Origin of the sequence: Streptomyces sp. NBC_01635, from assembly GCF_045209715.1 — a bacterium.
Taxonomy (GTDB): Bacteria; Actinomycetota; Actinomycetes; order Streptomycetales; family Streptomycetaceae; genus Streptomyces; species Streptomyces hirsutus.
On record NZ_CP109277.1, the window covers coordinates 2,535,035 to 2,560,339 of the forward strand.

Annotated in this window: 19 protein-coding genes; 13 read left to right on the plus strand and 6 right to left on the minus strand. The window is 73.7% G+C overall.

Features of this window, described 5'->3' with window-relative positions; all coding sequences use genetic code 11:
* Positions 1-31 precede the first annotated feature (31 nt).
* On the plus strand, positions 32-1,231 hold the full coding sequence (locus tag OHB56_RS11985; RefSeq protein ID WP_406353125.1) for a bifunctional adenosylcobinamide kinase/adenosylcobinamide-phosphate guanylyltransferase: 1,200 nt from the start codon (positions 32-34) through the stop codon (positions 1,229-1,231).
* A gap of 39 nt (positions 1,232-1,270) precedes the next feature.
* Here the strand turns inward: OHB56_RS11985 and OHB56_RS11990 are convergent, their stop codons facing one another.
* Positions 1,271-2,449 (minus strand): methyltransferase domain-containing protein, encoded by a 1,179-nt coding sequence (locus OHB56_RS11990; protein ID WP_406353126.1) that lies wholly within the window; start codon positions 2,447-2,449, stop codon positions 1,271-1,273.
* Between the two features lie 255 nt (positions 2,450-2,704).
* Here OHB56_RS11990 and cobT point away from each other — a divergent pair, with 255 nt between their 5' ends.
* Positions 2,705-3,868: a nicotinate-nucleotide--dimethylbenzimidazole phosphoribosyltransferase gene (gene cobT, locus OHB56_RS11995; RefSeq protein ID WP_326752255.1), complete on the plus strand. Its 1,164-nt coding sequence runs from the start codon at positions 2,705-2,707 to the stop codon at positions 3,866-3,868.
* A gap of 258 nt (positions 3,869-4,126) precedes the next feature.
* Here cobT and OHB56_RS12000 read toward each other — a convergent pair whose 3' ends face one another.
* Positions 4,127-4,891, minus strand: coding sequence for a hypothetical protein (locus OHB56_RS12000; protein WP_326752256.1), 765 nt, complete (start codon positions 4,889-4,891; stop codon positions 4,127-4,129).
* A gap of 60 nt (positions 4,892-4,951) precedes the next feature.
* Between OHB56_RS12000 and OHB56_RS12005 the strand changes: the two genes are divergently transcribed.
* Complete coding sequence (locus OHB56_RS12005; protein WP_406353128.1) at positions 4,952-5,743, plus strand: adenosylcobinamide-GDP ribazoletransferase; 792 nt, start codon at positions 4,952-4,954, stop codon at positions 5,741-5,743.
* 38 nt (positions 5,744-5,781) lie between these two features.
* Here OHB56_RS12005 and OHB56_RS12010 read toward each other — a convergent pair whose 3' ends face one another.
* On the minus strand, positions 5,782-6,600 hold the full coding sequence (locus tag OHB56_RS12010; RefSeq protein ID WP_406353130.1) for an endo alpha-1,4 polygalactosaminidase: 819 nt from the start codon (positions 6,598-6,600) through the stop codon (positions 5,782-5,784).
* Positions 6,601-6,856: 256 nt separating this feature from the next.
* Here OHB56_RS12010 and OHB56_RS12015 point away from each other — a divergent pair, with 256 nt between their 5' ends.
* The 7 genes from OHB56_RS12015 to OHB56_RS12045 all read left to right on the plus strand — a co-directional run bounded on the left by OHB56_RS12015 (position 6,857) and on the right by OHB56_RS12045 (position 17,814).
* Positions 6,857-8,404, plus strand: a complete 1,548-nt coding sequence (locus tag OHB56_RS12015; protein WP_326752259.1) for a leucyl aminopeptidase — start codon at positions 6,857-6,859, stop codon at positions 8,402-8,404.
* Positions 8,405-8,742: 338 nt separating this feature from the next.
* Positions 8,743-10,131 carry a dihydrolipoyl dehydrogenase gene (lpdA, locus tag OHB56_RS12020; protein WP_055593015.1) on the plus strand — a complete coding sequence of 463 codons (1,389 nt, stop codon included), beginning with the start codon at positions 8,743-8,745 and terminating at the stop codon, positions 10,129-10,131.
* A 60-nt stretch (positions 10,132-10,191) separates the two neighbouring features.
* On the plus strand, positions 10,192-11,991 hold the full coding sequence (gene sucB, locus OHB56_RS12025; protein ID WP_406353132.1) for a 2-oxoglutarate dehydrogenase, E2 component, dihydrolipoamide succinyltransferase: 1,800 nt from the start codon (positions 10,192-10,194) through the stop codon (positions 11,989-11,991).
* A 389-nt stretch (positions 11,992-12,380) separates the two neighbouring features.
* Entirely contained in the window at positions 12,381-13,004 is a 624-nt protein-coding gene (locus OHB56_RS12030) for a GntR family transcriptional regulator (protein WP_055593013.1), read from the plus strand.
* 391 nt (positions 13,005-13,395) lie between these two features.
* The gene (aceE, locus tag OHB56_RS12035) at positions 13,396-16,098 is read left to right on the plus strand and encodes a pyruvate dehydrogenase (acetyl-transferring), homodimeric type (RefSeq protein WP_326752261.1); all 2,703 of its coding nucleotides are present in this window, start codon (positions 13,396-13,398) and stop codon (positions 16,096-16,098) included.
* A 94-nt stretch (positions 16,099-16,192) separates the two neighbouring features.
* The gene (locus tag OHB56_RS12040; RefSeq protein ID WP_406353135.1) at positions 16,193-17,296 is read left to right on the plus strand and encodes a helix-turn-helix transcriptional regulator; all 1,104 of its coding nucleotides are present in this window, start codon (positions 16,193-16,195) and stop codon (positions 17,294-17,296) included.
* Positions 17,296-17,814 carry a DUF4240 domain-containing protein gene (locus OHB56_RS12045; protein ID WP_055596927.1) on the plus strand — a complete coding sequence of 173 codons (519 nt, stop codon included), beginning with the start codon at positions 17,296-17,298 and terminating at the stop codon, positions 17,812-17,814. Before OHB56_RS12040 ends, OHB56_RS12045 begins: the two co-directional genes overlap by 1 nt.
* A gap of 15 nt (positions 17,815-17,829) precedes the next feature.
* Here OHB56_RS12045 and OHB56_RS12050 read toward each other — a convergent pair whose 3' ends face one another.
* Complete coding sequence (locus tag OHB56_RS12050) at positions 17,830-18,756, minus strand: peptidoglycan recognition protein (RefSeq protein WP_406353137.1); 927 nt, start codon at positions 18,754-18,756, stop codon at positions 17,830-17,832.
* A 212-nt stretch (positions 18,757-18,968) separates the two neighbouring features.
* Between OHB56_RS12050 and OHB56_RS12055 the strand changes: the two genes are divergently transcribed.
* Positions 18,969-20,153 carry a MarP family serine protease gene (locus OHB56_RS12055; RefSeq protein WP_406353139.1) on the plus strand — a complete coding sequence of 395 codons (1,185 nt, stop codon included), beginning with the start codon at positions 18,969-18,971 and terminating at the stop codon, positions 20,151-20,153.
* Between the two features lie 38 nt (positions 20,154-20,191).
* On the opposite strand, the gene OHB56_RS12060 is transcribed toward OHB56_RS12055, so the two are convergent.
* The gene (locus tag OHB56_RS12060) at positions 20,192-20,683 is read right to left on the minus strand and encodes a GNAT family N-acetyltransferase (RefSeq protein ID WP_406353141.1); all 492 of its coding nucleotides are present in this window, start codon (positions 20,681-20,683) and stop codon (positions 20,192-20,194) included.
* Between the two features lie 72 nt (positions 20,684-20,755).
* On the opposite strand from OHB56_RS12060, the gene OHB56_RS12065 reads away from it, so the two are divergent.
* The gene (locus tag OHB56_RS12065) at positions 20,756-21,658 is read left to right on the plus strand and encodes a TIGR01777 family oxidoreductase (protein ID WP_406353142.1); all 903 of its coding nucleotides are present in this window, start codon (positions 20,756-20,758) and stop codon (positions 21,656-21,658) included.
* A 274-nt stretch (positions 21,659-21,932) separates the two neighbouring features.
* Complete coding sequence (locus OHB56_RS12070) at positions 21,933-23,327, plus strand: NAD(P)/FAD-dependent oxidoreductase (protein ID WP_406353144.1); 1,395 nt, start codon at positions 21,933-21,935, stop codon at positions 23,325-23,327.
* 195 nt (positions 23,328-23,522) lie between these two features.
* Here the strand turns inward: OHB56_RS12070 and OHB56_RS12075 are convergent, their stop codons facing one another.
* Positions 23,523-24,989: a regulator gene (locus OHB56_RS12075; RefSeq protein ID WP_326752268.1), complete on the minus strand. Its 1,467-nt coding sequence runs from the start codon at positions 24,987-24,989 to the stop codon at positions 23,523-23,525.
* Positions 24,990-25,305 lie beyond the last annotated feature (316 nt).

The window sequence follows — 25,305 nt, forward strand, 5'->3', positions numbered from 1 at the left end:
GGAGCCGTGGGGAGGGGTGAAAATCGGGTCCGTGGAACTCACTCTGCTCGGCACCGGTGCCCCCGCGGGCCTGCCCCGCCCCGACTGTCCCTGCGCCGCCTGCGCGTCCGCCGCCGGGCCGTACGCGCGCGCGGCGACCTCGCTGCTCGTGGACGGCTCGCTGCTGCTCGACCTGATGCCGGGCGTGGCGTTCGCCGCCGCCCGCGCGGGGCACTCGCTGGGCGGGGTGCGCCAGGTGCTGCTCTCCCATCCGCACGACGGCCCCGCGGTCGAGGTGCCCGCCGGGCTGCCGCAGCCCGGCCGGGTGCCGGACGGGCGGGAGCTGGCGCTGCTGACGGGCCACCGGGTGCGGGCGGTGGCGCTGGACGCGCCGGGCACCGGGTACGCGGTGACCGGTCCGGACGGGCAGCGGCTGCTGTACCTGCCGCCGGGCACGGCGCCGGCCGGTCTGGAGGAGCCGGCCGAACCGTACGCCATGGTGCTGCTGGACGTCGTGGGACGCCCGGACGCGCTGGCGCGGCTGCGGGCGGTGGGCGCGGTGGGGCCGACGACGGACGTCGTCGCCGTGCACCTCGACCACGACGTGCCGCCGGGTGCGGAGGAGCGGCGCCTGCTCGCGGCGGCCGGGGCACGCGCCGTGCCGGACGGGACCACGCTGGAGGTGGGCGCCTACGAGCACGTCCCCGACCTGCCGCGCCGGACGCTGGTCCTGGGCGGAGCCCGGTCCGGCAAGTCGGTGGAGGCCGAGCGACGGCTGGAGTCCCTGCCCCAGGTGCTGTACGTCGCGACGGGCGGGTCCCGCAACGGGGACACCGAGTGGACGGCCCGGGTGTCGGCCCATCAGGAGCGGCGGCCCGGGTCGTGGCGGACCGTGGAGACCTGCGACCTGGTGCCGCTGCTGGGCGCCGACGGGCCGCCGCTGCTGGTGGACTGTCTGTCGCTGTGGCTGACGGACGCGATGGACTCCGTCGGGGCGTGGGACGACGCGGAGTGGGCGGGCGGCGGGGAACGGGCGCTCAAGGAACGGGTGCGCGAGCTGACGGACGCGGTGCGGGCGACCCGGCGGACCGTGGTCGCCGTGTCCAACGAGGTGGGCTCGGGCATCGTCCCCGCCACCGCGTCCGGCCGCCGGTACCGGGACGAACTCGGGCGGCTGAACGCGGCGTTCGCCCAGGAGTGCGAGCAGGTGCTGCTGGTGGTGGCGGGCCAGGCACTGGTGCTCCGGGGGTGAACAGGTGGGACCTGGGCGGGGTCCGGGTCCGGGGCGGGGTCAGTCCGTCGGCTTTCGCGCGATGATCCGGTACGCGTTGGCGAACGGGGTGTGCCGCAGGACGGGCGCCAGCACGAGGTCCGTCAGCGCCGCGACGGCGACCAACGGGGCGCCCGCGCGCAGCAGTACGGCGCGCGCCTGCTGCTGGAACGGGGTCGGCGGGATCGCGCGCCAGGGGGCGTCCGGGGCGGGCAGGGCCTGGGAGAGGGCCAGCGCGGCGGCGCCGGCCAGGTCGTACGGGACGTACAGGGCACGGTGCCTGGACTTGGCGGTGGCGGACCTGGACGTGCCGGACCCGGCGGCGACGGACCTGGTGGTGACGGACCTGGTGGTGACGATCGCGCAGCCGAGCGTCTCCAGTTCGTCCCGGAGGTTGCGCGGCGGCAGCAGGTGGAGCCGGCGGGGCTGGTCGTAGGACAGCCACCGGTTGCCGAACAGGGCGGCGAACGCGCACCTGGGGTCCAGGGTCTCGATGAGCAGGTGGCCGCCGGGGCGCAGGCAGTCCAGGGCGGCGCGGAGTTCCGCCCGCGGGTCGGTGGTGTGTTCGAGGTGGTGCAGCAGGCTGACGACGTCGTAGCGGGCCGCCACCCGGGCCAGCAGCTTCGGGTCCGTCAGCGCGCCGATGTGGGCCTCCTCGACGCGGCCGAGGACGCGGGCGCGTTCGACGCGCGCGGTGAGGTCGGTGCCGTCGAAGGCGGTGTAGGGGAAGAACTCCTGCGCGGTGTCCGGGAAACGGCCGTGTCCGGTGCCGACGTCCAGCCAGCTCTCCGGTTCGCCGAAGCGCAGCATCGCGCGGGCCGTGGCCCGGCGGCGGCGCGGGGCGTCGCGCAGCGCGAGGACGTGGTCGGTGACGGTGTCCCGGGGGGCTCCGCGCGACGTCCGGCGATGGAAGGCCAGGCCCTCGGCGGTGAGCCGGGGGTTCTGGAAGGTGTGGCCGCATTCTCGGCACGCGTCGACGGTGAACCGCCCCGGCCGGTGCCGCCGCAGGTCACCGGTGCGCAGCCGGTTGCGCAGCCGCGTGGAGCCGCACCAGGGGCAGTCTTCGCGGCGCGGCTCGTGCACCCGCACGGAGGCCTGCTGGGCGGGGACCACCGGAGCGCGGGGGGCGGCGGACGACGGGACGGCGGACGACGGGACGGCGGACGACGGGACGGCGGCGGGCGCGTCGGGTTCGGACATGGCGGCTCCGGGTGAGTCGGGCGGGGCGGGCGGGGGCGGGAGAGGCGTGGGCGGAACGGGTGGAGCAGGCGGAACGGACTCGGTGCACCGATGAACGGTCGGGCGGACGGCGGCGACATTCCCTTGCAAAACGTTACGGATCGGATGCCGATCCCGGGCGCAACGACGCCGGGGTGGCGTCGCCCGGTGGGCGGGATGCCGGCGACGGGCCCCAGAGCTCCGGCGTGTTCGATCCGGGCCGGTACTGTTCGGCGAATGAGCGCGCTTAATCTCGACGACTTCACCGATCTGATCGAGCGTCCGGACGGCGGGGTGCGCCGTGACGCGGAGGCGCGCCGCGAGCGCCAGATCGTGCCGCCCGGGTCGCTGGGCCGCCTCGACGAACTGGGCGAGTGGCTGGCCGCCGCGCAGTCCGCGGTGCCGGTGCGACCGGTCGAACGGCCGCGGGTCGTCCTCTTCGCCGGTGATCACGGGATCGCCCGGCAGGGTGTCTCGGCACGGCCCGCGGGCAGCGCCGGGGAGCTGGTGCGCGAGGTGCTGGAGGGCGGCCGTCCGGTGTCCGTGCTGGCCCGGCGGCTCGGGGTGCCGGTGCGGGTGGTCGACATGGCCCTGGACTGCGACCCGGACACCCTGCCCGAGGACGTCGTACGGCACCGGGTGCGGCGCGGCAGCGGACGGATCGACGTCGAGGACGCACTGAGCCCCGAGGAGGCCGAGGCGGCGTTCCGGACCGGGGTCGCGCTGGCCGACGAGGAGGCCGACTCCGGTACGGACCTGGTGGTGCTCGGCGATGTGAGCGTGGGCGGGACCACGGCGGCGGGGGTGTTGGTGGGCGCGCTGTGCGGGACGGACGCGTCCGTGGTCACCGGGCGCGGCGGGCTGGCGATCGACGACCTGGCCTGGATGCGCAAGTGCGCGGCGATCCGTGACGCGCTGCGGCGGGCCCGGCCCGTGCTCGGCGACCAGCTGCGGCTGCTGGCGACGGTGGGCGGGGCCGATCTCACCGCGATGACGGGCTTCCTGCTGCAGGCCGCGGTACGGAAGATGCCGGTCGTGCTCGACGGGGTCGTGACGGCGTCGTGCGCGCTGGTGGCGCAGCGGATCGCGTTCCGGGCGCCGGACTGGTGGCTGGCCTCGCACGACAGCGGTGAGCCGGGCCAGGCCAAGGCGCTGGACCGGATGGCGCTGGAACCGCTGCTCGCCCACGGCGTCACCGTGGGCGAGGGCACGGGCGGCCTCCTGGCCCTCCCCCTGGTCCAGGCGGCGGCCGCCCTGGCCGCGGAACTGCCGGAACGCCCGAAGGAGTCGGAGGCGCCGGAGACCGCAAAGGGCCCGGAGGCGCCGGAATCCTCGGAGCGGCCGGCCGCGGCGGACCTGACGAAGGAGCCGGAGACCTCGGAAGCGCCGAAGCCCGAGTAGCCGTCCCCGTACGTCCCGAGCGACCGCTCCCGAAGCGACGCCCCGTTCCGTCGCCCGCGTTCGACGGAGCGGGGAGCGGCCCCGGCCCCGGACCGACATGGCGGGCCGGCCCCGGCCGCAGCGGCGGGAAGTCTTTCCGCCGGGCACTCGTCGGCTCCGCCCCCGGGGAGACGTTCCGGGCGGCCCGCGTCCGTACCGGGCGAAGGGCCGCGCCCCGGGGCAAGCCCTCCGCCCCGTCCGTCACCCGCGTTCGACCGGTCACCCGCGTTCGACGGGGCGGGGCGGGTCGGGGTCGGGTCTGCCGCCGATCCAGTCCTGGACGGCGCGGCGGGGCGCCGACCAGCGGAGGTCGTGGTGGTAGGCGCGGAGGACTGCTTTCGCGCGGGCGCGGGGCCTGTTCCGGTAGAAGCGTCTGGACCACGGGGAACCGGGACGGGCCAGGCGCAGCGCGCCGAACACGGCGATGACGGGGACGATCACGCCGAACACGGCGATCCTCGCCTTGCCCTTGCTCAGGGCGATGAGCGAGAAGAGGAAGTTGCCCGCGACGTTCAGGGCGACGCCGGCGCGGTTCTGGAGTTCGTCCTCGCTGAGGTCGTTGACCCCGAACGGGGAGAACCCGGCCAGCACCAGCCCGACCAGGGCGGCGGTGAGGACGACCACCTCGACGCTCTGCCGGCCCGCCTCGGTCCAGTAGACGTCGTCGAGGTGCAGGATCAGCGCGAACTCGTCCAGGACCAGACCGGCACCGATACCGAAGACGACCGCACTGAGCGCCGACCCGAAGCCGTTCCGGCCGCCCGCCACCGCGCCGAAACCGCCGACGACCGTGAGGATCACGCCGGGCACGACGTGGTGGATGTGCAGACCGCCCGCCTCGACGTTGCCGAAGGGGCCCCTGCCGGCCCGGATCAACCGGGTGACGGTCCGGGTGATCACGAAGGTGAGGACGAAGGCGGCGAGTGCGAGAAGCAGCGGCAGTTTGCCCGGCTCGATGATGTTCCGCTGCAACCAATGCCCCATAAGCGCACTTTATCCACGGCTGCCCGGGGCGCCCTGCTGACCACCGGGTAACCTGCGCCGGTGCCCGCACCCTCCCCCACCTCGCTGTCCGACGGTCTGCGCTTCGCCTTCGGCACCCTGACCGTGTTCCCGGTCCGGGTGACCCGCTGGGACCGCCCGGCCGCGCGCGGCGGCATGCTGTGCGCCCCGCTCACCGGGCTGATGGTGGGCGCCGTGGCCGCCGCCGCCGGACTCCTGCTGCTGTTCCTCGGCGCGGGCGCGCCGCTCGCCGCCGTCGCCACCGTCGCCGTACCCGCCGTCCTCACGCGCGGGCTGCACCTCGACGGGCTGGCCGACGTCGCGGACGGGCTCGGCAGCGGCAAGCCGGCCGAGGACGCGCTGCGGATCATGAAGCAGTCGGACATCGGACCGTTCGGCGTGCTCACCCTCGTCCTGGTGCTGCTGGCCCAAGTGGCCGCGCTGGCCCAGGCGTACGGCGACTCCTGGGCCCGGGGTGCGCTCGCCGCCGTGGTCGCGGCGGTCGCGGCCCGGCTCGTCCTCACCCTCGCCGCCCGCACCGGGGTGCCGCCCGCCCGCCCGGAAGGGCTGGGCGCCGCGGTCGCCGGGGTCGTCCCGCGGGCGGGTGCCGTGGCGGTCGGGCTCGCGGTGACCGGGGCCTCGGCGGCCGGGGGCGCCCTCCTCGGCGCGGACGGCGTCGTCCGTACCGTCCTCGCGGTGCTGCTGTCGGCCGCGGCCGCGGAACTCCTCCTGCGGCACTGCGTCCGCCGCTTCGGCGGAGTCACCGGCGATGTGTTCGGCGCGCTGACGGAGACCGCGGCGACGACCGTCCTCGTCGTCGCCGCGCTGGGCTGAACCGTCCACGACGCCCCGGGACCCCTCCGGTACGGGCTTCAGCAGGCTCGGCGCCAGGCCCCCAGTTCGTACTTCTTCAGCAGGGAACTCAGCCCCAGCCGCCGGGAGTCCGCGCAGAAGCGGTCGGCGGGCAGTTCGTACTCGGCGTGGAAGACGGCCTTGCCGGCCTCGACGAACGGGGTGAGTTCCTCGCACTCGCCGTACTGGGCGCACTGCTCGTTGACCGCGAAGTCGTAGTCGCCGACCAGCTGCGGAATCTGGTCCAGGTCGTTCTTCAGGCCGACGGCCAGGCCGCGTTCGTGGGCGAGCCGGGCGATCAGGCGGTTGTAGCGGAGCTGGTCGGCCGCGGTGAGCGGGAACCCGGTGCGGTTGCGGTAGCCGTCCATGTTGTCCGGCTCCACCGCGTCGAAGCCCTTGTCGCGGCACATGTCGAACCGCTCTGCCATGATCGGTTCCAGGACGTCGGTGCGCCGGATGTCGAGCCAGCGCTCGCCCTGCCAGCCGTTGCCGCGGCCGATCACCTCGTCGGGGAAGTCGCCGGCGTCGGGGCGGAAGTCCTCCCAGGCGCCCGTGGACAGGTAGCAGATGACCTTCCGGCCGTCGCGGTGCAGCCGCGCGACCGTGTCCCCGGAGTGGTCGAACCCGTCGATGTCGTAGACCGGTACGTCGACGGAGGTGTCGAGGCGTCCGCTGAGCTGCCACTGCCAGTCGGTGCCGGGACGCGGCTGCCAGCGAGGGCCGTCGCTCCGCCCGGCACCGGAGCCGGACCCCGGGTCCGGTCCCGGGACGCAGCCCGCGAGCAGCAGCAGCGCGCACAGGGCGAGTGGCGCGGCGAGCAGTCCTGTGGGGCGTCTCATGGGCGTCTCTCGTCTTCGCCGCCGTCCGGCGGTCCGCGGGCGGGGCTCCGACGATGACCGCCACGTCAACAATCGGTGAAGACCCGGGTGAGGGAGTGGACACGCAGACGCGCGTAGTCTCGTCCGGAGTGTCGCCGTACCGGGGACGGCCCCGCCGAGACCGTACCGTCAGGTCGTCGTTAGGGTCGGCGCCGGGCCGGTCGACCCACACCTTTCGGCCACAGCAACTTCACATCGGAAGCGAGAATTCACCACCGTGACTGCTCTCACTCTCAGCACCGCCGCGTTGCCCGGCCTGCGGGCCGACGCGATCGTGATCGGTGTCGCCAAGGGCACTGCGTCCGCGGCCGGGGGCCCGGTCGTCGTACCGGGCGCCGAAGACGTGGACAAGGCCTACGACGGCAGGCTCGCCGGCGTCCTGGAGACCCTCGGCGCGTCCGGCGCCGAGGGTGAGGTGACGAAGCTCCCCGCACCGACCGGCTTCAAGACGCCGCTCGTGGTCGCGGTGGGCCTGGGCGCCCAGCCCGAGAAGGACGCCGCCCCCGACACCGAGGCGCTGCGCCGGGCGGCCGGCGTGGCCGCCCGCGCCCTGTCCGGCTCCAAGAAGGCCGTCTTCGCCCTCCCGATGACGGACGCCGCCGACGCCGGCGCGGTCGCCGAGGGCGCGCTGCTCGGCGCGTACTCCTTCGACGCCTACAAGAACAGCGACGACAACGGCGGCAAGAACAAGAAGAAGGACCGCAGGACGCCGCTCGCCGAGGCCGTACTGGCCGGCGTGCCGGCCCGGGACAAGGCGTTCAAGGCGGCCGTGGAGCGTGCCACCGCGGTCGCCGAGGAGCTCAACCGGGCCCGCGACCTGATCAACACCCCGCCCAACGACCTCGACCCCGAGGCGTTCGCCGCCGTCGCGCAGGCCGCGGCCAAGGAGCACGGCATCAAGGTGCAGGTGCTCGACGAGAAGGCGCTGGCCAAGGGTGGCCACGGCGGCATCCTCGGCGTGGGCGCCGGCTCGGCGGCGGGTCCGCGGCTGGTGAAGCTGTCGTACACCTCCGCCAAGGCGAAGAAGCACCTCGCCTTCGTCGGCAAGGGCATCACGTACGACTCGGGTGGCATCTCGCTGAAGCCGGCCGGGCACAACGAGACGATGAAGTGCGACATGAGCGGTGCCGCCGCCGTGTTCGCCGCGGTCGTCGCCGCCGCCCGTCTCGGCCTCGCGGTCAACGTCACCGGCTGGCTGGCCCTGGCCGAAAACATGCCCTCGGGTTCCGCCACTCGTCCGGGTGACGTGCTGCGCATGTACAGCGGCAAGACGGTGGAGGTGCTCAACACCGACGCCGAGGGCCGGCTGGTCCTCGCGGACGCGCTGTGGGCGGCCTCGGAGGAGAAGCCCGACGCGATCGTGGACGTCGCGACGCTGACCGGCGCGATGGTCCTGGCGCTGGGCAACCGCACCTTCGGCATCATGGCGAACGACGACACCTTCCGCGCCGCGGTGCTGGAGGCCGCCGAGGAGGTCGGCGAGCCCGCCTGGCCGATGCCGCTGCCGGAGCACCTGCGCAAGGGGATGGACTCGACCGTCGCCGACATCGCGAACATGGGCGAGCGGATGGGCGGCGGACTCGTCGCCGGTCTCTTCCTGCGCGAGTTCGTCGGCGAGGGCATCACCTGGGCCCACCTCGACATCGCGGGACCGGCCTTCAACGAGGGCGGCCCCTTCGGCTACACCCCCAAGGGCGGTACGGGTTCGGCGGTACGGACGCTGGTCCGCCTCGCGGAGCAGACGGCGGCCGGCGAGCTGGGCTGAGCCGACCGGTCGCCGGCGGGACCCCGTGCGCGGACAGGACGGGGCCCCGCCGACCGCCGACCGGGTCACGCCCTGCCGTGCCCTGCCCTGCCGTGTCATGCCGCGGGGGCGTGTCGTACGGGCCGTCGCACGTACTCACCGTGCCTGCGACGGGCGGGTGTTCGAACGTGGGACGCCTCACACCGCCGCCCCACGTCTCGTTCCGCGTCGACAAGTGCGAGGATAGGGCTCGGCAGGACAGGGCCCCACCGAAGGGCCGAAGGCAAAAGAGCGGCCGGACACCAGCCGCCGACCGGTCGCTGGAGACCGGCGTGGCGCACATGCATGGAGGACGTGACGTGGCGAACGACGCCAGCACTGTTTTCGACCTAGTGATCCTCGGCGGTGGCAGCGGTGGTTATGCCGCGGCCCTGCGCGGGGCGCAGCTGGGCCTGGACGTCGCCCTGATCGAGAAGGACAAGGTCGGCGGTACCTGCCTGCACAACGGGTGCATCCCCACCAAGGCCCTGCTGCACGCGGGCGAGGTCGCCGACCAGGCCCGCGAGAGCGAGCAGTTCGGTGTGAAGGCCACCTTCGAGGGCATCGACATGGCGGCCGTCAACAAGTACAAGGACGACGTGATCTCGGGCCTGTACAAGGGCCTGCAGGGTCTGATCGCTTCCCGCAAGGTGACCTACATCGAGGGTGAGGGCCGGCTGTCGTCGCCGACCTCCGTCGATGTGAACGGCCGGCGGGTCGAGGGCCGCCACGTCCTGCTGGCGACCGGCTCCGTGCCGAAGTCGCTGCCGGGCCTGGAGATCGACGGCAACCGGATCATCTCCTCCGACCACGCCCTCGTCCTGGACCGTGTGCCGAAGTCCGCGATCGTGCTGGGCGGCGGCGTCATCGGCGTCGAGTTCGCCTCCGCGTGGAAGTCGTTCGGCACCGAGGTCACCATCGTCGAGGGCCTCAAGCACCTCGTCCCGGTCGAGGACGAGAACAGCTCGAAGCTGCTGGAGCGGGCGTTCCGCAAGCGGGGCATCAAGTTCAACCTGGGCACCTTCTTCCAGAAGGCCGAGTACACCCAGGACGGCGTGAAGGTCACCCTCGCCGACGGCAAGGAGTTCGAGGCCGAGGTCCTGCTCGTCGCCATCGGCCGCGGCCCGGTCTCGCAGGGCCTGGGCTACGAGGAGGCCGGGGTCGCCATGGACCGCGGCTACGTCCTGGTCGACGAGTACATGCGGACCAACGTCCCGACGATCTCCGCGGTCGGCGACCTCGTCCCGACGCTCCAGCTCGCGCACGTCGGCTTCGCCGAGGGCATGCTGGTGGCGGAGCGGCTGGCCGGTCTGAAGACCGTCCCGGTCGACTACGACGGCGTGCCGCGGGTGACGTACTGCCACCCGGAGGTCGCCTCCGTCGGCATCACCGAGGCCAAGGCCAAGGAGATCTACGGCGCGGACAAGGTCGTCGCCCTGAAGTACAACCTGGCGGGCAACGGCAAGAGCAAGATCCTCAAGACCGCGGGCGAGATCAAGCTCGTCCAGGTCAAGGACGGTGCGGTGGTCGGCGTCCACATGGTCGGCGACCGTATGGGCGAGCAGGTGGGCGAAGCCCAGCTGATCTACAACTGGGAGGCGCTGCCTGCCGAGGTCGCCCAGCTGGTCCACGCCCACCCGACGCAGAACGAGGCGCTCGGCGAGGCGCACCTGGCCCTCGCGGGCAAGCCCCTCCACTCCCACGACTGACCTCTTCGGTCACGGGCGCGACGACACAGACTTCCGCACTTCTAAGGAGCAACCGAAACCATGGCGGTTTCCGTAACCCTTCCGGCGCTCGGCGAGAGCGTCACCGAGGGCACTGTCACCCGCTGGCTGAAGGCCGAGGGCGAGCGCGTCGAGGCCGACGAGCCGCTGCTCGAGGTCTCCACCGACAAGGTCGACACCGAGATCCCCGCTCCGGCCGCCGGCGTGCTGTCCTCCATCAAGGTCGCCGAGGACGAGACCGTCGAGGTCGGTGCCGAGCTGGCCCTGATCGACGACGGCAGCGGTGCCCCCGCCGAGGCCCCGGCCCCGGCCGCCGAGCAGCCCGCCGCACCGGCTCCCGAGCCGGCCCCGGCCGCCGAGCAGCCCGCCCCGGCCGCCCAGCCCGCCGCCGAGCAGCCCGCCCCGGCACCCGCGGCGGAGGCCCCCTCCGGGGGTGCCGCCGAGGGCACGGACGTGGTCCTGCCCGCGCTCGGTGAGTCCGTCACCGAGGGCACCGTCACCCGCTGGCTGAAGTCGGTCGGTGACAGCGTCGAGGCCGACGAGCCGCTGCTCGAGGTCTCCACCGACAAGGTCGACACCGAGATCCCGGCGCCCACCTCGGGTGTGCTGCTGGAGATCACGGTCGGCGAGGACGAGACCGCCGAGGTGGGCGCCAAGCTCGCCGTCATCGGCGCTCCGGGTGCCGCTCCGGCGGCTGCCGAGCCGGCCCCGGCTCCCGCCCCGCAGGCCGCCCCGGCTCCGGTCGCTGCTCCGGAGCCCGCTCCGGCGCAGCCCGAGCCCACCCCGGCTCCGGCTCCGGCTCCGCAGCAGGCCGCTCCGGCGCCTGCTCCGGCCCCGGCTCCCGCCCCGCAGCCGGCCGCTCCCGCCCCGGCTCCGGCCGCCGCTGTTCCGGCCGCCGCCCAGCCGACCGACGAGGGCGCCTATGTGACCCCGCTGGTGCGCAAGCTCGCCGCCGAGCACGGCGTCGACCTGTCCACCGTCAAGGGCACCGGCGTCGGCGGCCGTATCCGCAAGCAGGACGTGGTCGCCGCGGCCGAGGCCGCGAAGGCCGCCCCGGCTGCTGCTCCCGCGCCGCAGGCGGCGCCCGCCGCCAAGCGGGCCCCGGTCCTCGAGGCCTCGCCGCTGCGCGGCCAGACCGTGAAGATGCCGCGGATCCGCAAGGTCATCGGCGACAACATGGTCAAGGCGCTGCGCGAGCAGGCGCAGCTGTCCTCGGTCGTCGAGGTCGACGTCACGCGGCTGATGAAGCTGCGGACGCGGGCCAAGGACGCGTTCGCGGCCCGTGAGGGCGTCAAGCTCTCCCCGATGCCGTTCTTCGTCAAGGCCGCCGCCCAGGCGCTGAAGGCCCACCCGGCCGTCAACGCCCGGATCAACGAGGCCGAGGGGACCATCACCTACTTCGACACCGAGCACATCGGTATCGCGGTGGACTCCGAGAAGGGCCTGATGACCCCGGTCATCAAGAACGCCGGTGACCTCAACATCGCCGGTATCTCCAAGGCCACGGCCGAGCTGGCGGGCAAGGTCCGGGCGAGCAAGATCACCCCGGACGAGCTGTCCGGCGGGACCTTCACCATCAGCAACACCGGTTCGCGCGGTGCGCTGTTCGACACGATCATCGTGCCTCCGGGCCAGGTCGCGATCCTCGGCATCGGTGCCACGGTCAAGCGTCCGGCCGTCATCGAGACGGAGGAGGGCACGGTCATCGGCGTCCGCGACATGACGTACCTGACGCTGTCCTACGACCACCGTCTGGTGGACGGCGCCGACGCGGCCCGTTACCTGAACTCGGTCAAGGCGATCCTGGAGGCGGGCGAGTTCGAGGTCGAGCTCGGCCTGTGATCCACGGCCGCTGAGACCGGGTCGCCGACCTCGGTCACCGGTGCCCCCGTCCGGAAGTCTCCGGGCGGGGGCACCGTCGTGTGCGCGGTGCGCGGTGCGCGGTGCGCGGGGTCCGGCGTACGGGGTCCGGCGTACGGGCTGCGCGGTCCCGGACGTACAGCTCGTCCGGGACTCGGCGCATACGCCGCGGGACGTGCCGTATGCGCCGTGTAAGCCTCGTCTCACCTGATCCAAAGCACCCTGTGCGCCCCTTCCGGACGGCGTCACCGCCGTATTGTCTAAGGGTCAAACGCCCTCAAGGGTCCTCTGTCCGTCGTCCGTCCGCCGCCTCTCGACGGGGCCCTTCGGGCGGCTGCCTCGGATTCACGAGTCCTGTTCAAGGAGCCCTCATGACCGCGCCCGTCGTCCACTCGCTGCGCGAGCAGATCCGCGAGCACATCCTGGAAGGGATCATCAGCGGGCGCTGGCAGCCGGGCGAGCGGATCGTGGAGCGGCGGATCGCAACGGAGCTGGAGGTCAGCCAGACGCCGGTGCGGGAGGCGCTGCGCGAACTGGAGTCGCTGCGGCTGATCGAGTCGGCGCCCAACAAGGGCGTGCGGGTGCGCAACCTCTCGGCCACCGACCTGGAGGAGAGCTACCCGGTGCGGGCCGGTCTCGAGGCGATCGCCGCGGAACTGGCGGCGGACCGGCTGGCGGAGGACTGCTCGGCGCTGGAGCCGCATGTCGCCGCGCTGTACGAGGCCGACCGCGTCGCCGACGGCACGGGCCAGGTGCGGCACACGGTCGCCTTCCACCGCGAACTGGTCCGCGCGGCCGGCAATTCGGTGCTGCTGCACACCTGGGAGGGCCTGGGCATCGAGGTCTTCACCGCTTTGTCCATCCGCTGGCTGGGCACGGTCCAGCAGTCCTACGCGGAGGAGCACCAGGATCTGGTGACCGCGTTCCGCCGCCGCGACCCGCGGATCGCGGAGATCGTGAAGGCCCACGTACTGGGGTGCGCGCCCCGGGCGTGAGCCCTGCACGAGAAGAGCGCGAGCCCGGCGCGGGAGGCGCGCGAGCCCGGCGCGGACGTCGGACGGCAGGCGCTCGGACAGGTACGGGGATGCCCGGACGCGTGCCGGGACACGCACCGGAACCCGTGTCGCCATCCCTGCGGAGACCCACGCTCACCTGCGAAAACATCCCCCTTTTCACGTCACTCGGTGCCACCTCCCCGGGCACCGCGTGCCGACTTTCTTGAAATCAAGAGATTTTCACCTGAACCCTTTGATCGATCATCGATCAGCAGGTTATGGTCGCCTGCGGGGTCTCCACCAGAGCCCCAGCCCTGTCCTGCCAAAGACCAAGGGCACCCCCGAACCCTTACCGATGAGGGAACCCCCTTCGACTGAGGAAGGCGGCGACATGACCGACCCCAAGGCCATCCAGCCGAGCGAGCTGGACCAGCTCCCGGACCGCGACCCCGAGGAGACCGCCGAATGGCAGGCCTCGCTCGATGCCGTCGCCAAGGCAGCCGGCCCGCACCGGGCCGCGTACCTGATGCGCCGTACGCTGGAGCGCGCCGAGGGCGCCGGCATCGCACTGCCGCAGCTCCTCGAGACCGACTACGTCAACACCATCCCCACCGCCGCCGAGCCCGCCGTGGACGGCGACGAGGCGATGGAGTCCCGCATCACCGCGTGGAACCGCTGGAACGCGGCGGCGATGGTCAGCCGCGGCAGCAAGTACGGCGTCGGCGGCCACATCGCCACCTTCGCCTCCGCGGCCTGGCTCTACGAGACCGGCTTCAACCACTTCTTCCGCGGCAAGGAGGGTGACGGCTCCGGAGACCAGCTCTACATCCAGGGCCACGCCTCCCCCGGTATCTACGCCCGCGCCTTCCTCGACGGCAGGCTGACCGAGGCGCACCTCGACAACTTCCGCCGCGAGGCCGGCGGCGACGGACTGCCGTCCTACCCGCACCCGCGGCGCCTGCCCTGGCTGTGGGAGTTCCCCACGGTGTCGATGGGCCTGGGCCCGATCTCCGCGATCTACCAGGCGCGGTTCAACCGCTATCTGACCAGCCGCGGCATCAAGGACCTGTCGAACTCCCACGTGTGGGCGTTCCTCGGCGACGGCGAGATGGACGAGCCGGAGTCCACCACCGCGCTCACCCTCGCCTCCCGCGAGGGCCTGGACAACCTGACCTTCGTCGTCAACTGCAACCTGCAGCGGCTCGACGGTCCGGTCCGCGCCAACTTCAAGATCGTGCAGGAGCTGGAGGCCCAGTTCCGCGGCGCCGGCTGGAACGTGGTCAAGACCCTGTGGGGCACCGCCTGGGACGAGCTGTTCCAGCTGGACACCACCGGCGCGCTGGTCCGCCGCCTGCGCGAGGTACCCGACGCGCAGGTCCAGACGTACCAGACCCGCGACGCCGCCTACATCCGCGAGGACTTCTTCGGCAAGGACCCGGCGCTCGTCGAGATGGCGAAGCTGCTGAGCGACGACAAGATCATCGAGTGCTTCCAGCTCTCGCGCGGCGGCCACGAGGCCCGCAAGGTCTACGCCGCCTACCGCGCCGCGCTCTCCCACACGGGCGCGCCGACCGTGATCCTGGCCCAGACGGTCAAGGGCCACACGCTCGGCGACGGCTTCGCGTCGAAGAACGCCAACCACCAGATGAAGAAGCTGTCGGCGGACGAGTTCAAGGCGATGCGCGACCGCCTCGAACTGCCGATCAAGGACAGCGACTTCGTCGACGGCCAGGTCCCCTACGGCCACCCGGGCGCCGACTCCCCCGAGGTCCGCTACCTCCAGGAGCGGCGCGCCGCCCTCGGCGGTCCGGCCCCGGCCCGCCGCGTCCACCCGGTCGCACCGCTGCCGGCTCCGGCCGAGAAGGCGTTCACCGCCTTCGACAAGGGCTCCGGCTCGCAGAACGTGGCCACCACCATGGCGTTCGTCCGCCTGGTCAAGGACCTGGTCCGCGACAAGGAGACCGGCAAACGCTGGGTGCCGATCGTCCCCGACGAGGCGCGCACCTTCGGCATGGAGTCGCTCTTCCCCTCGCTCGGCATCTACTCGCCCAAGGGCCAGACGTACGAGCCGGTCGACCGCGACCAGCTGATGTACTACAAGGAGGCCAAGAACGGCCAGATCCTCAACGAGGGGATCACCGAGGCCGGTTCCATGGCCGACTTCATCGCCGCCTCCACGTCGTACTCGACGCACGGCGAGCCGATGATCCCGTTCTACATCTTCTACTCGATGTTCGGCTGGCAGCGCACGGCCGACCAGATGTGGCAGCTCGGCGACCAGCTCGGCCGCGGTTTCCTCGTCGGCGCCACCGCCGGCCGCACCACGCTCACCGGTGAGGGCCTGCAGCACGCCGACGGCCACTCCCCCGTCATCGCGGCGACCAACCCGGCCGCGCTGAGCTACGACCCGGCGTTCGCGTACGAGATCGCCACCATCGTCAAGGACGGTCTGCGCCGGATGTACGGCGAGGCGGCCCCGGGCGAGGACCAGGACGTCTTCTACTACCTGACGGTCTACAACGAGCCGGTCCAGCAGCCGGCCAAACCGTCGGCGGCCGGGATCGACGAGGGCATCCTCAAGGGCCTGTACCGCTTCAACACGGCGGAGTCGGCCGGGCTCACCCCCGCGGCCAACGCCGCGCGGATCCAGCTGCTCGGCTCCGGTACGGCGATCCACTGGGCGCTGAAGGCGCAGCGGCTGCTCGCCGAGGAGTGGGGCGTGGCGGCCGACGTGTGGTCGGCGACGTCGTGGACCGAGCTGCGCCGGGACGCGCTGGAGGCCGACGCGGCGCTGCTGCGCGGCGAGGAGCGGGTGCCGTACGTCCGGCAGGCGCTCCAGGGTGCCGAGGGCCCGGTGCTGGCGGTGTCCGACTACATGCGCCAGGTCCCCGACCAGATCGCGCAGTGGGTCGAGCAGGACTACTCCTCGCTGGGCGCCGACGGCTTCGGCCTGTCGGAGACCCGTGAGGCGGCCCGCCGCCACTTCGGTGTCGACGCCGAGTCCATCGTCGTCGCGGCGCTGGCACAGCTCGCCCGGCGCGGCGAGGTGCAGGCGACGGCCGTGAAGGAAGCGCGCGAGAAGTACGGCCTGTGACGAAGTACGGCCTGTGACAGGGCCCCGGTCCCACGGACCGTGACGGCAGGAGGCCCCCGCTGCGGCGGGGGCCTCCTGCTGCATCATGGGTCGCATGCGCGCTGCCCGGCTGATCAAGATGGTGCTGCTGCTCCAGTCCCGGCCCTCCATGACCGCCGCCGAACTGGCGCGTGAGCTGGAGGTGTCGGAGCGGACCGTCACCCGGGACGCGCAGGCGCTGTCCGAGGCCGGGGTGCCGGTGTACGCGGACCGGGGGCGGGCCGGCGGATACCGCCTGGTCGGCGGGTACCGGACGAGGCTGACGGGGCTGGCCCGGGGCGAGGCGGAGGCGCTGTTCCTGTCCGGAGTGCCGGGCGCGCTGCGCGAGATGGGGCTGGAGGACGCGGCCTCCGCGGCCCGGCTGAAGGTGTCGGCGGCGCTGCTGCCGTCCCTGCGGGACGCGCCGAGGGCGGCGGCGCAGCGGTTCCACCTGGACGCCCCGGGCTGGTTCCGCGAGACACCGGCGCCCGAGCTGCTGCCCGCGGTGGCGGACGCGGTGTGGGACGACCGTCCCGTCGTCGCGCGCTACCGGCGCGGGGACACCGAGGTCGAGCGGAAGCTGGAGCCGTACGGGCTCGTGCTCAAGGCGGGCGTCTGGTACCTGTGCGCGCGGGTGCCGGGGCAGGGGGCGTCGGAGCAGGGGGCGTCGGGCCCGGAGGCCTACCGGGTGTACCGGATCGACCGGTTCACGGCGGTGGAGGCGGCGACCGGGGCGGGTGGGGGAACGGGTGCGGGGGCGGGTCCGGCACGCTTCGAGCGCGACCCGGAGTTCGACCTGCCCGCGTTCTGGACGGAGCGTGCGGAGCAGTTCGCGCGCTCGATCCTGCGGGCGGAGGTGGTGGTACGGCTGTCGCCCGAGGGGGTGCGCGCGCTGCCGCACGCCGTGGACGCGGCGGCCGCGCGGGAGGCACTGGCCGAGGCGGCCGGGACCGGAGCGGACGACGACGGGTGGGTGACGGTGACCCTGCCGGTGGAGTCCGAGGAGGTCGCCCGCACCCAGCTGACGGCGCTGGGCCCCGAGGTGGAGGTGCTCGCGCCCGCCTCGCTGCGGGAGCGGTTCGCCGCCCAGGCGGTACGGCTGGCCCTGCTGTACGGGCGGAAGCGATCCGCGTATTCCGGGGTGCGTCCCGGGGATCCAGGGCCGATGCTTGACGCGTGATGGACGAGACGGAGTTCTGGGAGCTGGTCGACGCCGCCCGCGAGGACGCCGAGGGCGACCCGGAGGAGCAGGCCGACCTGCTCGTGGAGCGGCTCGCGCGGCTGGACCCGGAAGCCGTCCTCGACTTCGCCCGGCACTTCGAGTCCCGCTACCACCGTGCCTACCGCTGGGATCTGTGGGGTGCCGCCTGGGTACTCCTCGACGGGGCGAGCGACGACGCCTTCGACTTCTTCAGGTGCTGGCTGATCGGCCAGGGCCGCGAGGTCTACGAGGGCGCGCTGCACGACCCGGACGCGCTGGCCGATCTGCTGGAGGACTTCGACGAGGAGATCGACGGCGACGGCGAGGAGCTCGGCTACGCGGCGGACGAGGCGTACGAGCAGCTCACCGGTACCGTGGCGCCCGATCTGAACCTCCCCGCGGGCCCGGCCGAGCCCGAGGGCACGCCCGTCGACTTCGAGAACGACTCCCTGCTGGCCGAACGCTATCCCCGGCTCTGGGACCGGTTCCGGCCCTGAGCCCCACGGGTCCGCTCACCTCGAGACCCCCGCGATCCGGCTGTTCTCCTCCTGCTCCTTTTCCTGCGCCTTTTCCTGCGCCTCCCGCTGCTTCTCCTGCCGGCCTCCGGCGTCCGGCCGGCGGCCCTGCAGCTTTGCCGCCCTCTCCCGGATCTTCGGCAGACGGGCTTGCAGGGCGGCGCCCGGACAACTGGTCATGAAGCCGTCGCTGTGGCCCGCGAGGGCGGGCAGCATCGCGGTGGTGCCGGCCGCGTACCGGCTGCCGCCGTTGCTGGAGACCAGCCGGACGTCGGATCGCGGGTCGGTGCCGGACAGTCCGAGTTTCCAGGCGGCCAGCTCCGCGATCGCGTGCTCCATCGCGGGCGGCACGGGCACTCCGGCGGTGAAGGTGCCGAGCGCGGCGATGCCCGTGCTGCGGTGGTTGAAGCCCTGGGTGTGGGCGCCGGTGACGGGGCGGTCGATGCCGCCCGCGCGGCCTTCGTAGATGGTGCCGCAGCGGTCGACGACGAAGTTGTAGCCGAGGTCGTCCCAGTCCCGGGCGGTGGTCTGGCCCTCGTAGAGGCCGCGTATGTGGGCGGGGGCCTCGGCGCAGTCGTAGTCGTTGGGCGAGTCGGTGTGGTGGACGAAGACGGCGATGACCTTGTCGTCGTAGCGCGGGGGCGGCTGTTTCCGGTCGGCGCCGCGCGCCCAGGCCGCTCTCGACACGATGGGCGGCCTGGGCGCCGTGTAGACGTCCGTCCTGCGGGCGGGGGCGGCGGCCGAGGGCTCCGCGGCCCGTTCGACGCCGTACGCGCACAGCACCAGGGCGACCGCCGCGGCGACGCCGGGCAGGCAGCCGAGCAGTACTTTGACGGTTCTGGGCAGGCCCGTACGACCGGTCCCGCGGGATATCCGGGAAGCGTGACGCCGCCGCCCTCCCCTTGGTCTTCCGAGGACACGCATGCCTCTCACTGTGGGTCGGATCGAGTGGGCCCGCGACGCGACCGTGCCAACCGGTGGACCCGTCGTCCGGTCCACGGCGGAACCATCGTCCGGTTCTCCGGCGTTCTTCCGGGTACACGCGCGTGCGGCTGCTTCCCGGTGGTCACCCGCGCGTGGCTGATCACCGGGCCTCTCCCCCACGTATGAGAGGGCCCGAGAGAAAGGCGGCGTGCGTGGACCTGCTCGACATCCTGCTGTTGCTGGTCGTCCTGGCCTACGCGGCCTCCGGCTACCGGCGCGGTCTGCTGGCCGGCTGCCTGTCGCTGGCCGGTTTCGTGGGCGGCGCCCTCGTCGGCGTGTGGATCCTGCCCTGGGTGATGGACCTGGTGACCCCGGGGACGACCGGGGCCACGGTGACGGCCCTGGCCACGGTGCTGCTGCCGGCGGCCGTGGGCCATGAGATGGCGGGCCGGCTGGCGCTGCGGCTGCGGCGGGAGCTGGACCGGGGCCCGCTGCGGGTGGCGGACGGGATCGGCGGGGCGGCGGCCAACTCGGTGGCCGTGCTGATCGTGGCCTGGGTGATCGCGTCCGTCCTCGGCGCCTCCTCCTCCCCGCTGATCACCTCCGCGATCCGGGACTCGCGACTGCTCGGCGCCGTCCACGAGGTGATGCCGGACAGCACTCCGGCCTGGTTCTCGCGGGCCACCTCGGCGCTGACCGAGGCGGGTTTCCCGCAGGTCTTCAACCCGTTCGAGAACGAGTCGACGGCCGAGGTCGCCGAACCCTCCGGCGACAGCGTCACCGCCGCCGCCACCCGGGCCGCCCAGCGGAGCACGGTGAAGGTCGAGGGCGTCACGGGCCTCCAGGGCCGCGAGGGCAGCGGCTTCGTGTACGCGACGGAGCACGTGATGACCAACGCCCATGTGGTGGCCGGCATCGACGAACCGACCGTGCGGGTCGGCGGCGTCGGGCGGGCGTACGAGGCCCGGGTGGTGCTGTTCGACCCGCAGAAGGACGTGGCCGTGCTGTACGTGCCCGGACTGCGGGCGCCCGTCCTCCGGTTCGTCGACGACGCCGACCGCGGCGACTCGGCGGTCGTCGCGGGCTACCCGCAGGACGGCGACCTGAATCTCCAGGCGGCGACGGTCGCGAACCGGGTGCAGGCGAGGGGCCGGAACATCTACGGGGACCAGGGCGTCACGCGCGAGATCTACTCCATCCGCTCCACCGTGCGCCCCGGCAACTCCGGCGGACCGCTGCTGACCACCGACGGCCGGGTGTTCGGCGTGGTGTTCGCCCGGTCCACCTCGGACGCGGAGACCGGCTACGTCCTGACCTCGGCCGAGGTCGCCGGCGAGGCGGAGCGCGCGGCGGACGCGACGGCGCCGGTGGACACGGGGGAACCGGTGACGTCGTAGGCGGTGACGCGGGGCGCGTGGGCCGGCGCGGACCGCCGTCAGAGGAGGGAACGGCCCATCAGCACGTCGTCGACGTACCGGCCGCCGAGGAAGAACTCCTCCGGCTGGACGCCCTCGACGACGAAGCCCTCGGACTCGTACAGCACGCGGGCGGTGGTGTTGTTGCCGAGGACGCGCAGGGTGATGCGGCGGGCGCCCCGGTCCCGGGCCTCCTGGACGGCTGCCCGCACCAGGGCCCTGCCGATGCCCCTGCCGCGGACCTCCTCGGACACGGCGAGTCCGAGGATCTGCTGCACGTGTGTGTGGGAGGCGAGTTCGGTGGGGCAGCCGAGCCGGACATAGCCGACGACGCGTCCCTCGTGCTCGGCCACGAGGTGGGCGGAGGGCCCGAACCGCCCGCGGAAGAACGGCTCGTACGGCGGCTGCGGCGGTGGGCCGACGGCATGCAGGTACGACCAGGTGTCGCGGTCCAGCAGGACCAGTTCCCGCTCGTCGGAGGAGTGTGCGGCGCGGATCGACAGGTTGGGCATGGGGGGCACTTTACGACCGGGTCCGTCGTGTGTCCGCCGTGTTGTCCGGACCGCAACGGCAGGATGGGAACCATGGAACCTTCCCGAATCGCGGTGGCCGGCGCGTCCGGCCTCATCGGCGGCGCACTCGTACGGTCCCTCACCGCCGACGGGCACCGGGTGGTGCGCCTGGTGCGCAGGACGCCCCGTACGGAGAACGAGGTGCGGTGGGACCCGGAGCGGGGGTCCGTGGACGCGGCCGGGCTCGCCGGGTGCGACGCCGTGGTCAATCTCGCCGGTGCCGGAGTGGGCGACCACCGCTGGACACCCGAGTACAAGGCGCGGATCCGCGACGGCCGGGTGCGGGGCACGGCCGCGCTCGCCGAGGCGTTCGCCGGGATGGAGCGGGACGTACGGCCGCGGGTGTTCGTGAACGGCAGCGCGATCGGCTACTACGGCGAGACCGGCGACCGGACCGTCGACGAGAGCGCGCCGGCGGGTTCGGGCTTCCTGCCGGAGCTGTGCGTCGAGTGGGAGGCCGCCGCGGCACCGGCCCGGGAGGCGGGCGTGCGGACGGCGTTCGCCCGGACCGGGCTCGTGGTGGCCCGCGGGGGCGGGGCGTGGGGCAGGCTCTTCCCGCTGTTCCGGGCCGGGCTGGGCGGACGGCTGGGCGACGGGCGGCAGTACTGGTCGTACGTCGCCCTGCACGACGAGGTGGCCGCCCTGCGTCATCTGCTCGACACCGACGGGCTGTCCGGGCCGTTCAACCTGACCGCGCCGCACCCGGCGACCAACCGGGAGATCACCGAGGCGATGGCGCGGGTGCTGCGCCGGCCGGCGGTGTTCGCGGTGCCGGCGCCGGTGCTGCGGACGGTGCTCGGCGAGATGGCCCAGGACGTGCTGGGCAGCGCCCGGGTGCTGCCGGCACGGCTGCTGGAGTCGGGGTTCCGGTTCGCGTTCCCGGACATCGAGGGGACGATCCGCGCGGCGCTGTGAGGGGGCGGGCGGGGCGGAGGACACCCCGGGCCGGGGGCGGCGGGGCCGAGGACGCGGGACGCCCGGGGCGCGGGACGACTGCGGCGCGGTGCGCCCTCGGTGGCCGCGGTGTGCCGTCCGGCGGGCGTATGCGACCGCCGTGCGCCCGTGCCCCTGCCGATGCGCGACTCCCCGGACGTCTTCGCGGACCTAACCTCGAGCAGAACTCGCGTATTCCTGGGGCCTGTTGGGGGAATGACGTCTCCAGCGTCCGCGCAACCTCGAGGAGGGGCACGTGCTTGAGCCCACGTACCAGGCGGACGTCGTCGTCGTGGGGTCCGGGATCGCCGGACTCTCCGCGGCGCGACGGCTGACCGGCGCAGGAGTCACCACCGTGGTCCTGGAGGCCGCCCACGCGGTGGGCGGCCGGATGGCCACGGAGAAGATCGACGGCTTCCGGCTCGACAGAATCGGGCAGTTGCTGTCCACGGCGTATCCCGAACTGCGGCCCGCCGCGGGCTTGGACGGGCTCGCCCTGCGCCCGTTCGCGCCCGGGGTCCTGCTGCACAGCGACGGACGGCACCACCGCGCGGGCGTGCCCACCGGCGCGAGGGGCGCAAGGAGCGCACTCCATGCAGTGCGCGCCCTCGCGAGCGCCCCCCGGCCGGGGCCTGCGCCCAGGAGGCCGGTGGCCGTCCCCGGGCGGCAGGTGTCCACGCCCCGCAGCCGGACCGGTGCCCCGCTGGGCACCGCCGTCGACCAGGCCCGGCTGGGTGCCGCGTTCACCCGGCTCGCGGGCACACCGGTGGAACGGCTGCTGGCCCGGCCGGAGACGACCGCCGCGGAGGCGCTGGTGGCCCGGGGCCTGCCGGCCCGTACCGTCGACGGCTTCCTCCGTCCGCTGCTCGCCGCGCTGTTGTGCGACCCGGACCTCACCACGTCGAGCCGGTGCGCGGATCTCGCGCTGCGCGCCTTCGCGGCCGGGCGGCTGTGTCTGCCGGAGGGCGGCGCGGAGGCGCTGCCGGAACTGCTGGCGCGGGGGCTGCCACCGGGCACGGTACGCACCGGCGTCCGGGCCACCTCCGTCTCGACGACGTCGGTGACCACCGCCGAGCACGGCGAGTTCCGCTGCCGCGCGGTGCTGATCGCGACGGACGCGCGCGCCGCCGCGCAGTTGCTGCCGGGCCTGCGGGTGCCGGACTTCCATCCGGTGACGGTGGTGCACCACGCGACGGACGAGCCCCCTCGGACCGGTGCCTCGCTGCTCCTGGACGCCGACCGGGGCGGCCCGGTGGCGCACACGGCGGTGGTCAGCCGGGTCGACCCGTCCCGGGCCCCGGCGGGCCGCGCGCTGGTGTCGTCCACGGTCCTGGGCCCGCCCGGGGCGCAGGTGGACACGGACGTACGCATGCATCTGTCCAGGCTGTACGGCGCGTCGACGGCGCGCTGGGAGACACTGGCGGTCCACCACACCGCCGACGCCGTGCCGGCGATGCCTCCACCGCACGATCTGCGCCGCCCGGTACGGCTGCTGGCGGGTCTGTACGTGTGCGGCGACCACCGCGACACCAGTACCGTGCAGGGCGCCCTGCACTCGGGCCGCCGTGCCTCGGCCGCGATCCTGGCGGACCTGGGTGCGGCCCGCCCGATGCACACGGCCGACCCCCTCCCCACGGCCCGGGCGGCCTGACCCTCCCGGTGGGCGGCGCCCCGCGCCGCCCACCGCCTCCTTGCCGAAGCCCCCGCCCTCCACCGGGGCACGGCGCTTCTCCGGGCCCGTGCCCCCCTCGACCCGTGCCCCCCCTCGACCCGTGATCCCTCGACCCGCGCCCCTCGGCGTCGTCGCTCGGCGTCGTCGCTCGGCATCGTCGCTCGGCGTCGTCGCTCAGCCGTACGCCGCGATCCTGTCCCGGTAGACGCGGACCGGGGCCGCGTCGCGGTAGGGCTCCAGGCGGCGTTCGAAGTCGCGGACGTACTCCACGGCCCGTACCGAGCGCATCTCGGCGGCCTGGCCCGCCGCCTCGGCGGCGAGGAGGCAGGCCTGGTCGAGTTCGCCGAGACCGAGGCGGGCGGTGGCGAGGACGACCCGGCAGAACAGGCGGCTGCGGGCGTAACCGGGGGCGCGCAGTTGCAGCGAGCGCTCCGCGTGCTGGGCGGCGGCCCGGAACTGCTGGAGGTCGCGGTGGCAGTGGCCGAACTCGTCGGCGAGCTGGGCCTCGTCGAAGAAGCGCACCCAGTGCGGGACCTCGTCGCCGGGTCGGGCGCTCTCCAGGGCGCGTTCGGCGCGCACCAGCGCCGCGGTGCAGGCGCGGACCTCACCGAGCACTCCGTGCCCGCGCGCCTCCACGGCGTGCAGCAGGGCCTGCACCAGGGGCGGGGTGGAGCCGCCCGCTCCCTGCTGGGCCACCCGCGCCAGCTGCACGGCCTCCCGGCCGTGGCCGAGGTAGACGGCCTGCCGGCTCATGGTGACCAGGACGTACGCGCCGTAGGTGCGGTCCGCGGCCGCCTGGGAGAGGCGGAGCGCCTGGACGAAGTAGCGCTGGGCGAGCCCGTGCGCGCCGATGTCGTACGACGTCCAGCCGGCCAGCCGGGTCAGGTCGGCGACGGCGGCGAACAGACGGCGGCCGGTCTGCTCGCCGTAGCTGCCGCGCAGCATCGGCTCGCACTCGTGCTCCAGGTAGCGCACCAGGGCCTGGCGGGCGTGGCCGCCGCCGTACGCGTCGTCGAGGGTGCGGAACAGCTCGCCGACGGAGCGCAGGGCGGCGATGTCGCCGCCGGTGACCCGCTGGCCGGGACCGCGTTCGGCGGCGTGCCGGCGGCGGGCGGCGAACCCGGGCGGCCGCCCGGCCGGCCCGCCCTCGGAGCGGATCTGGGCGGGGACGCGGACCGGCGGCTCGGGGCGGGCCACCTTCTCGTCGGCACGGCCGATGAGCCAGTCCCGGCTGGGCACGACGAGCCCCGCCGAGGTGAAGGCGATCTTGCGCAGCTCGGCATGGCTGCCGGAGTCCTTGCGCCACAGCCCGCCGACGATGTCGACGGCCTCGTCGGGGGTGGCGGCGAACTCCAGGCCCGCGTAGACGGGGGCACAGGCGTCCAGGCCGAGGTCCTGGGCGGTGAGCCTGCGGCCGAGGCGCCGGGTGAAGACCTCGGCGATGAGGGCGGGTGTGGTCCCCCTGGGCTGCTGCCCACGCAGCCAGCGGGTGACGGAGGTCTTGTCGTATCTCAGGTCGAGCCCGTGTTCCAGACCGAGCTGGTCCACGCGACGGGCGAGTCCCGCGTTGGAGAACCCCGCTTCTGCGATGAGCGCGGCGAGCTGGCGGTTGGGGGTGCGCTGCGCGGGTCGTTCCGACATCTGCGGTGCGGTCTCCTGCCTTCCGGCGGACGTGGTGGTGCCGAATTGCCCATGAGCAGCCCATGAGCAGCTCTTATGGCCTGCTGAACGGCGCGAATGTAGCGGAGAGTAAACACCTGGTAGCAATCTTCGACCCGCATTCATCCGATCGTGTGAGGATTAATGTCGTGGCTGACGAGGGACGGCGACCGGGGACCGGGACCGGCGCGGAACCGGCGCCCCCCGCGGGCACCGGGAGAGCCGCCGGGCCGGTGGCCCACCCGGGCGCCGGAACAGCGACCGGCCATACGGTCGTACAGTGGCTTGGGCACGTTTC

Excerpts from the sequence above, each read along its gene's own strand:
- aceE (WP_326752261.1), top strand. The coding sequence starts at position 13,396 with ATGACCGACCCCAAGGCCATCCAGCCGAGCGAGCTGGACCAGCTCCCG.
- OHB56_RS11990 (WP_406353126.1), bottom strand. The coding sequence starts at position 2,449 with ATGTCCGAACCCGACGCGCCCGCCGCCGTCCCGTCGTCCGCCGTCCCG.
- OHB56_RS12075 (WP_326752268.1), bottom strand. The coding sequence starts at position 24,989 with ATGTCGGAACGACCCGCGCAGCGCACCCCCAACCGCCAGCTCGCCGCG.
- OHB56_RS12010 (WP_406353130.1), bottom strand. The coding sequence starts at position 6,600 with ATGAGACGCCCCACAGGACTGCTCGCCGCGCCACTCGCCCTGTGCGCG.
- OHB56_RS12030 (WP_055593013.1), top strand. The coding sequence starts at position 12,381 with ATGACCGCGCCCGTCGTCCACTCGCTGCGCGAGCAGATCCGCGAGCAC.
- cobT (WP_326752255.1), top strand. The coding sequence starts at position 2,705 with ATGAGCGCGCTTAATCTCGACGACTTCACCGATCTGATCGAGCGTCCG.
- OHB56_RS12065 (WP_406353142.1), top strand. The coding sequence starts at position 20,756 with ATGGAACCTTCCCGAATCGCGGTGGCCGGCGCGTCCGGCCTCATCGGC.
- OHB56_RS12040 (WP_406353135.1), top strand. The coding sequence starts at position 16,193 with ATGCGCGCTGCCCGGCTGATCAAGATGGTGCTGCTGCTCCAGTCCCGG.
- OHB56_RS12045 (WP_055596927.1), top strand. The coding sequence starts at position 17,296 with ATGGACGAGACGGAGTTCTGGGAGCTGGTCGACGCCGCCCGCGAGGAC.
- OHB56_RS12000 (WP_326752256.1), bottom strand. The coding sequence starts at position 4,891 with ATGGGGCATTGGTTGCAGCGGAACATCATCGAGCCGGGCAAACTGCCG.
- OHB56_RS12050 (WP_406353137.1), bottom strand. The coding sequence starts at position 18,756 with ATGCGTGTCCTCGGAAGACCAAGGGGAGGGCGGCGGCGTCACGCTTCC.
- sucB (WP_406353132.1), top strand. The coding sequence starts at position 10,192 with ATGGCGGTTTCCGTAACCCTTCCGGCGCTCGGCGAGAGCGTCACCGAG.
- OHB56_RS12060 (WP_406353141.1), bottom strand. The coding sequence starts at position 20,683 with ATGCCCAACCTGTCGATCCGCGCCGCACACTCCTCCGACGAGCGGGAA.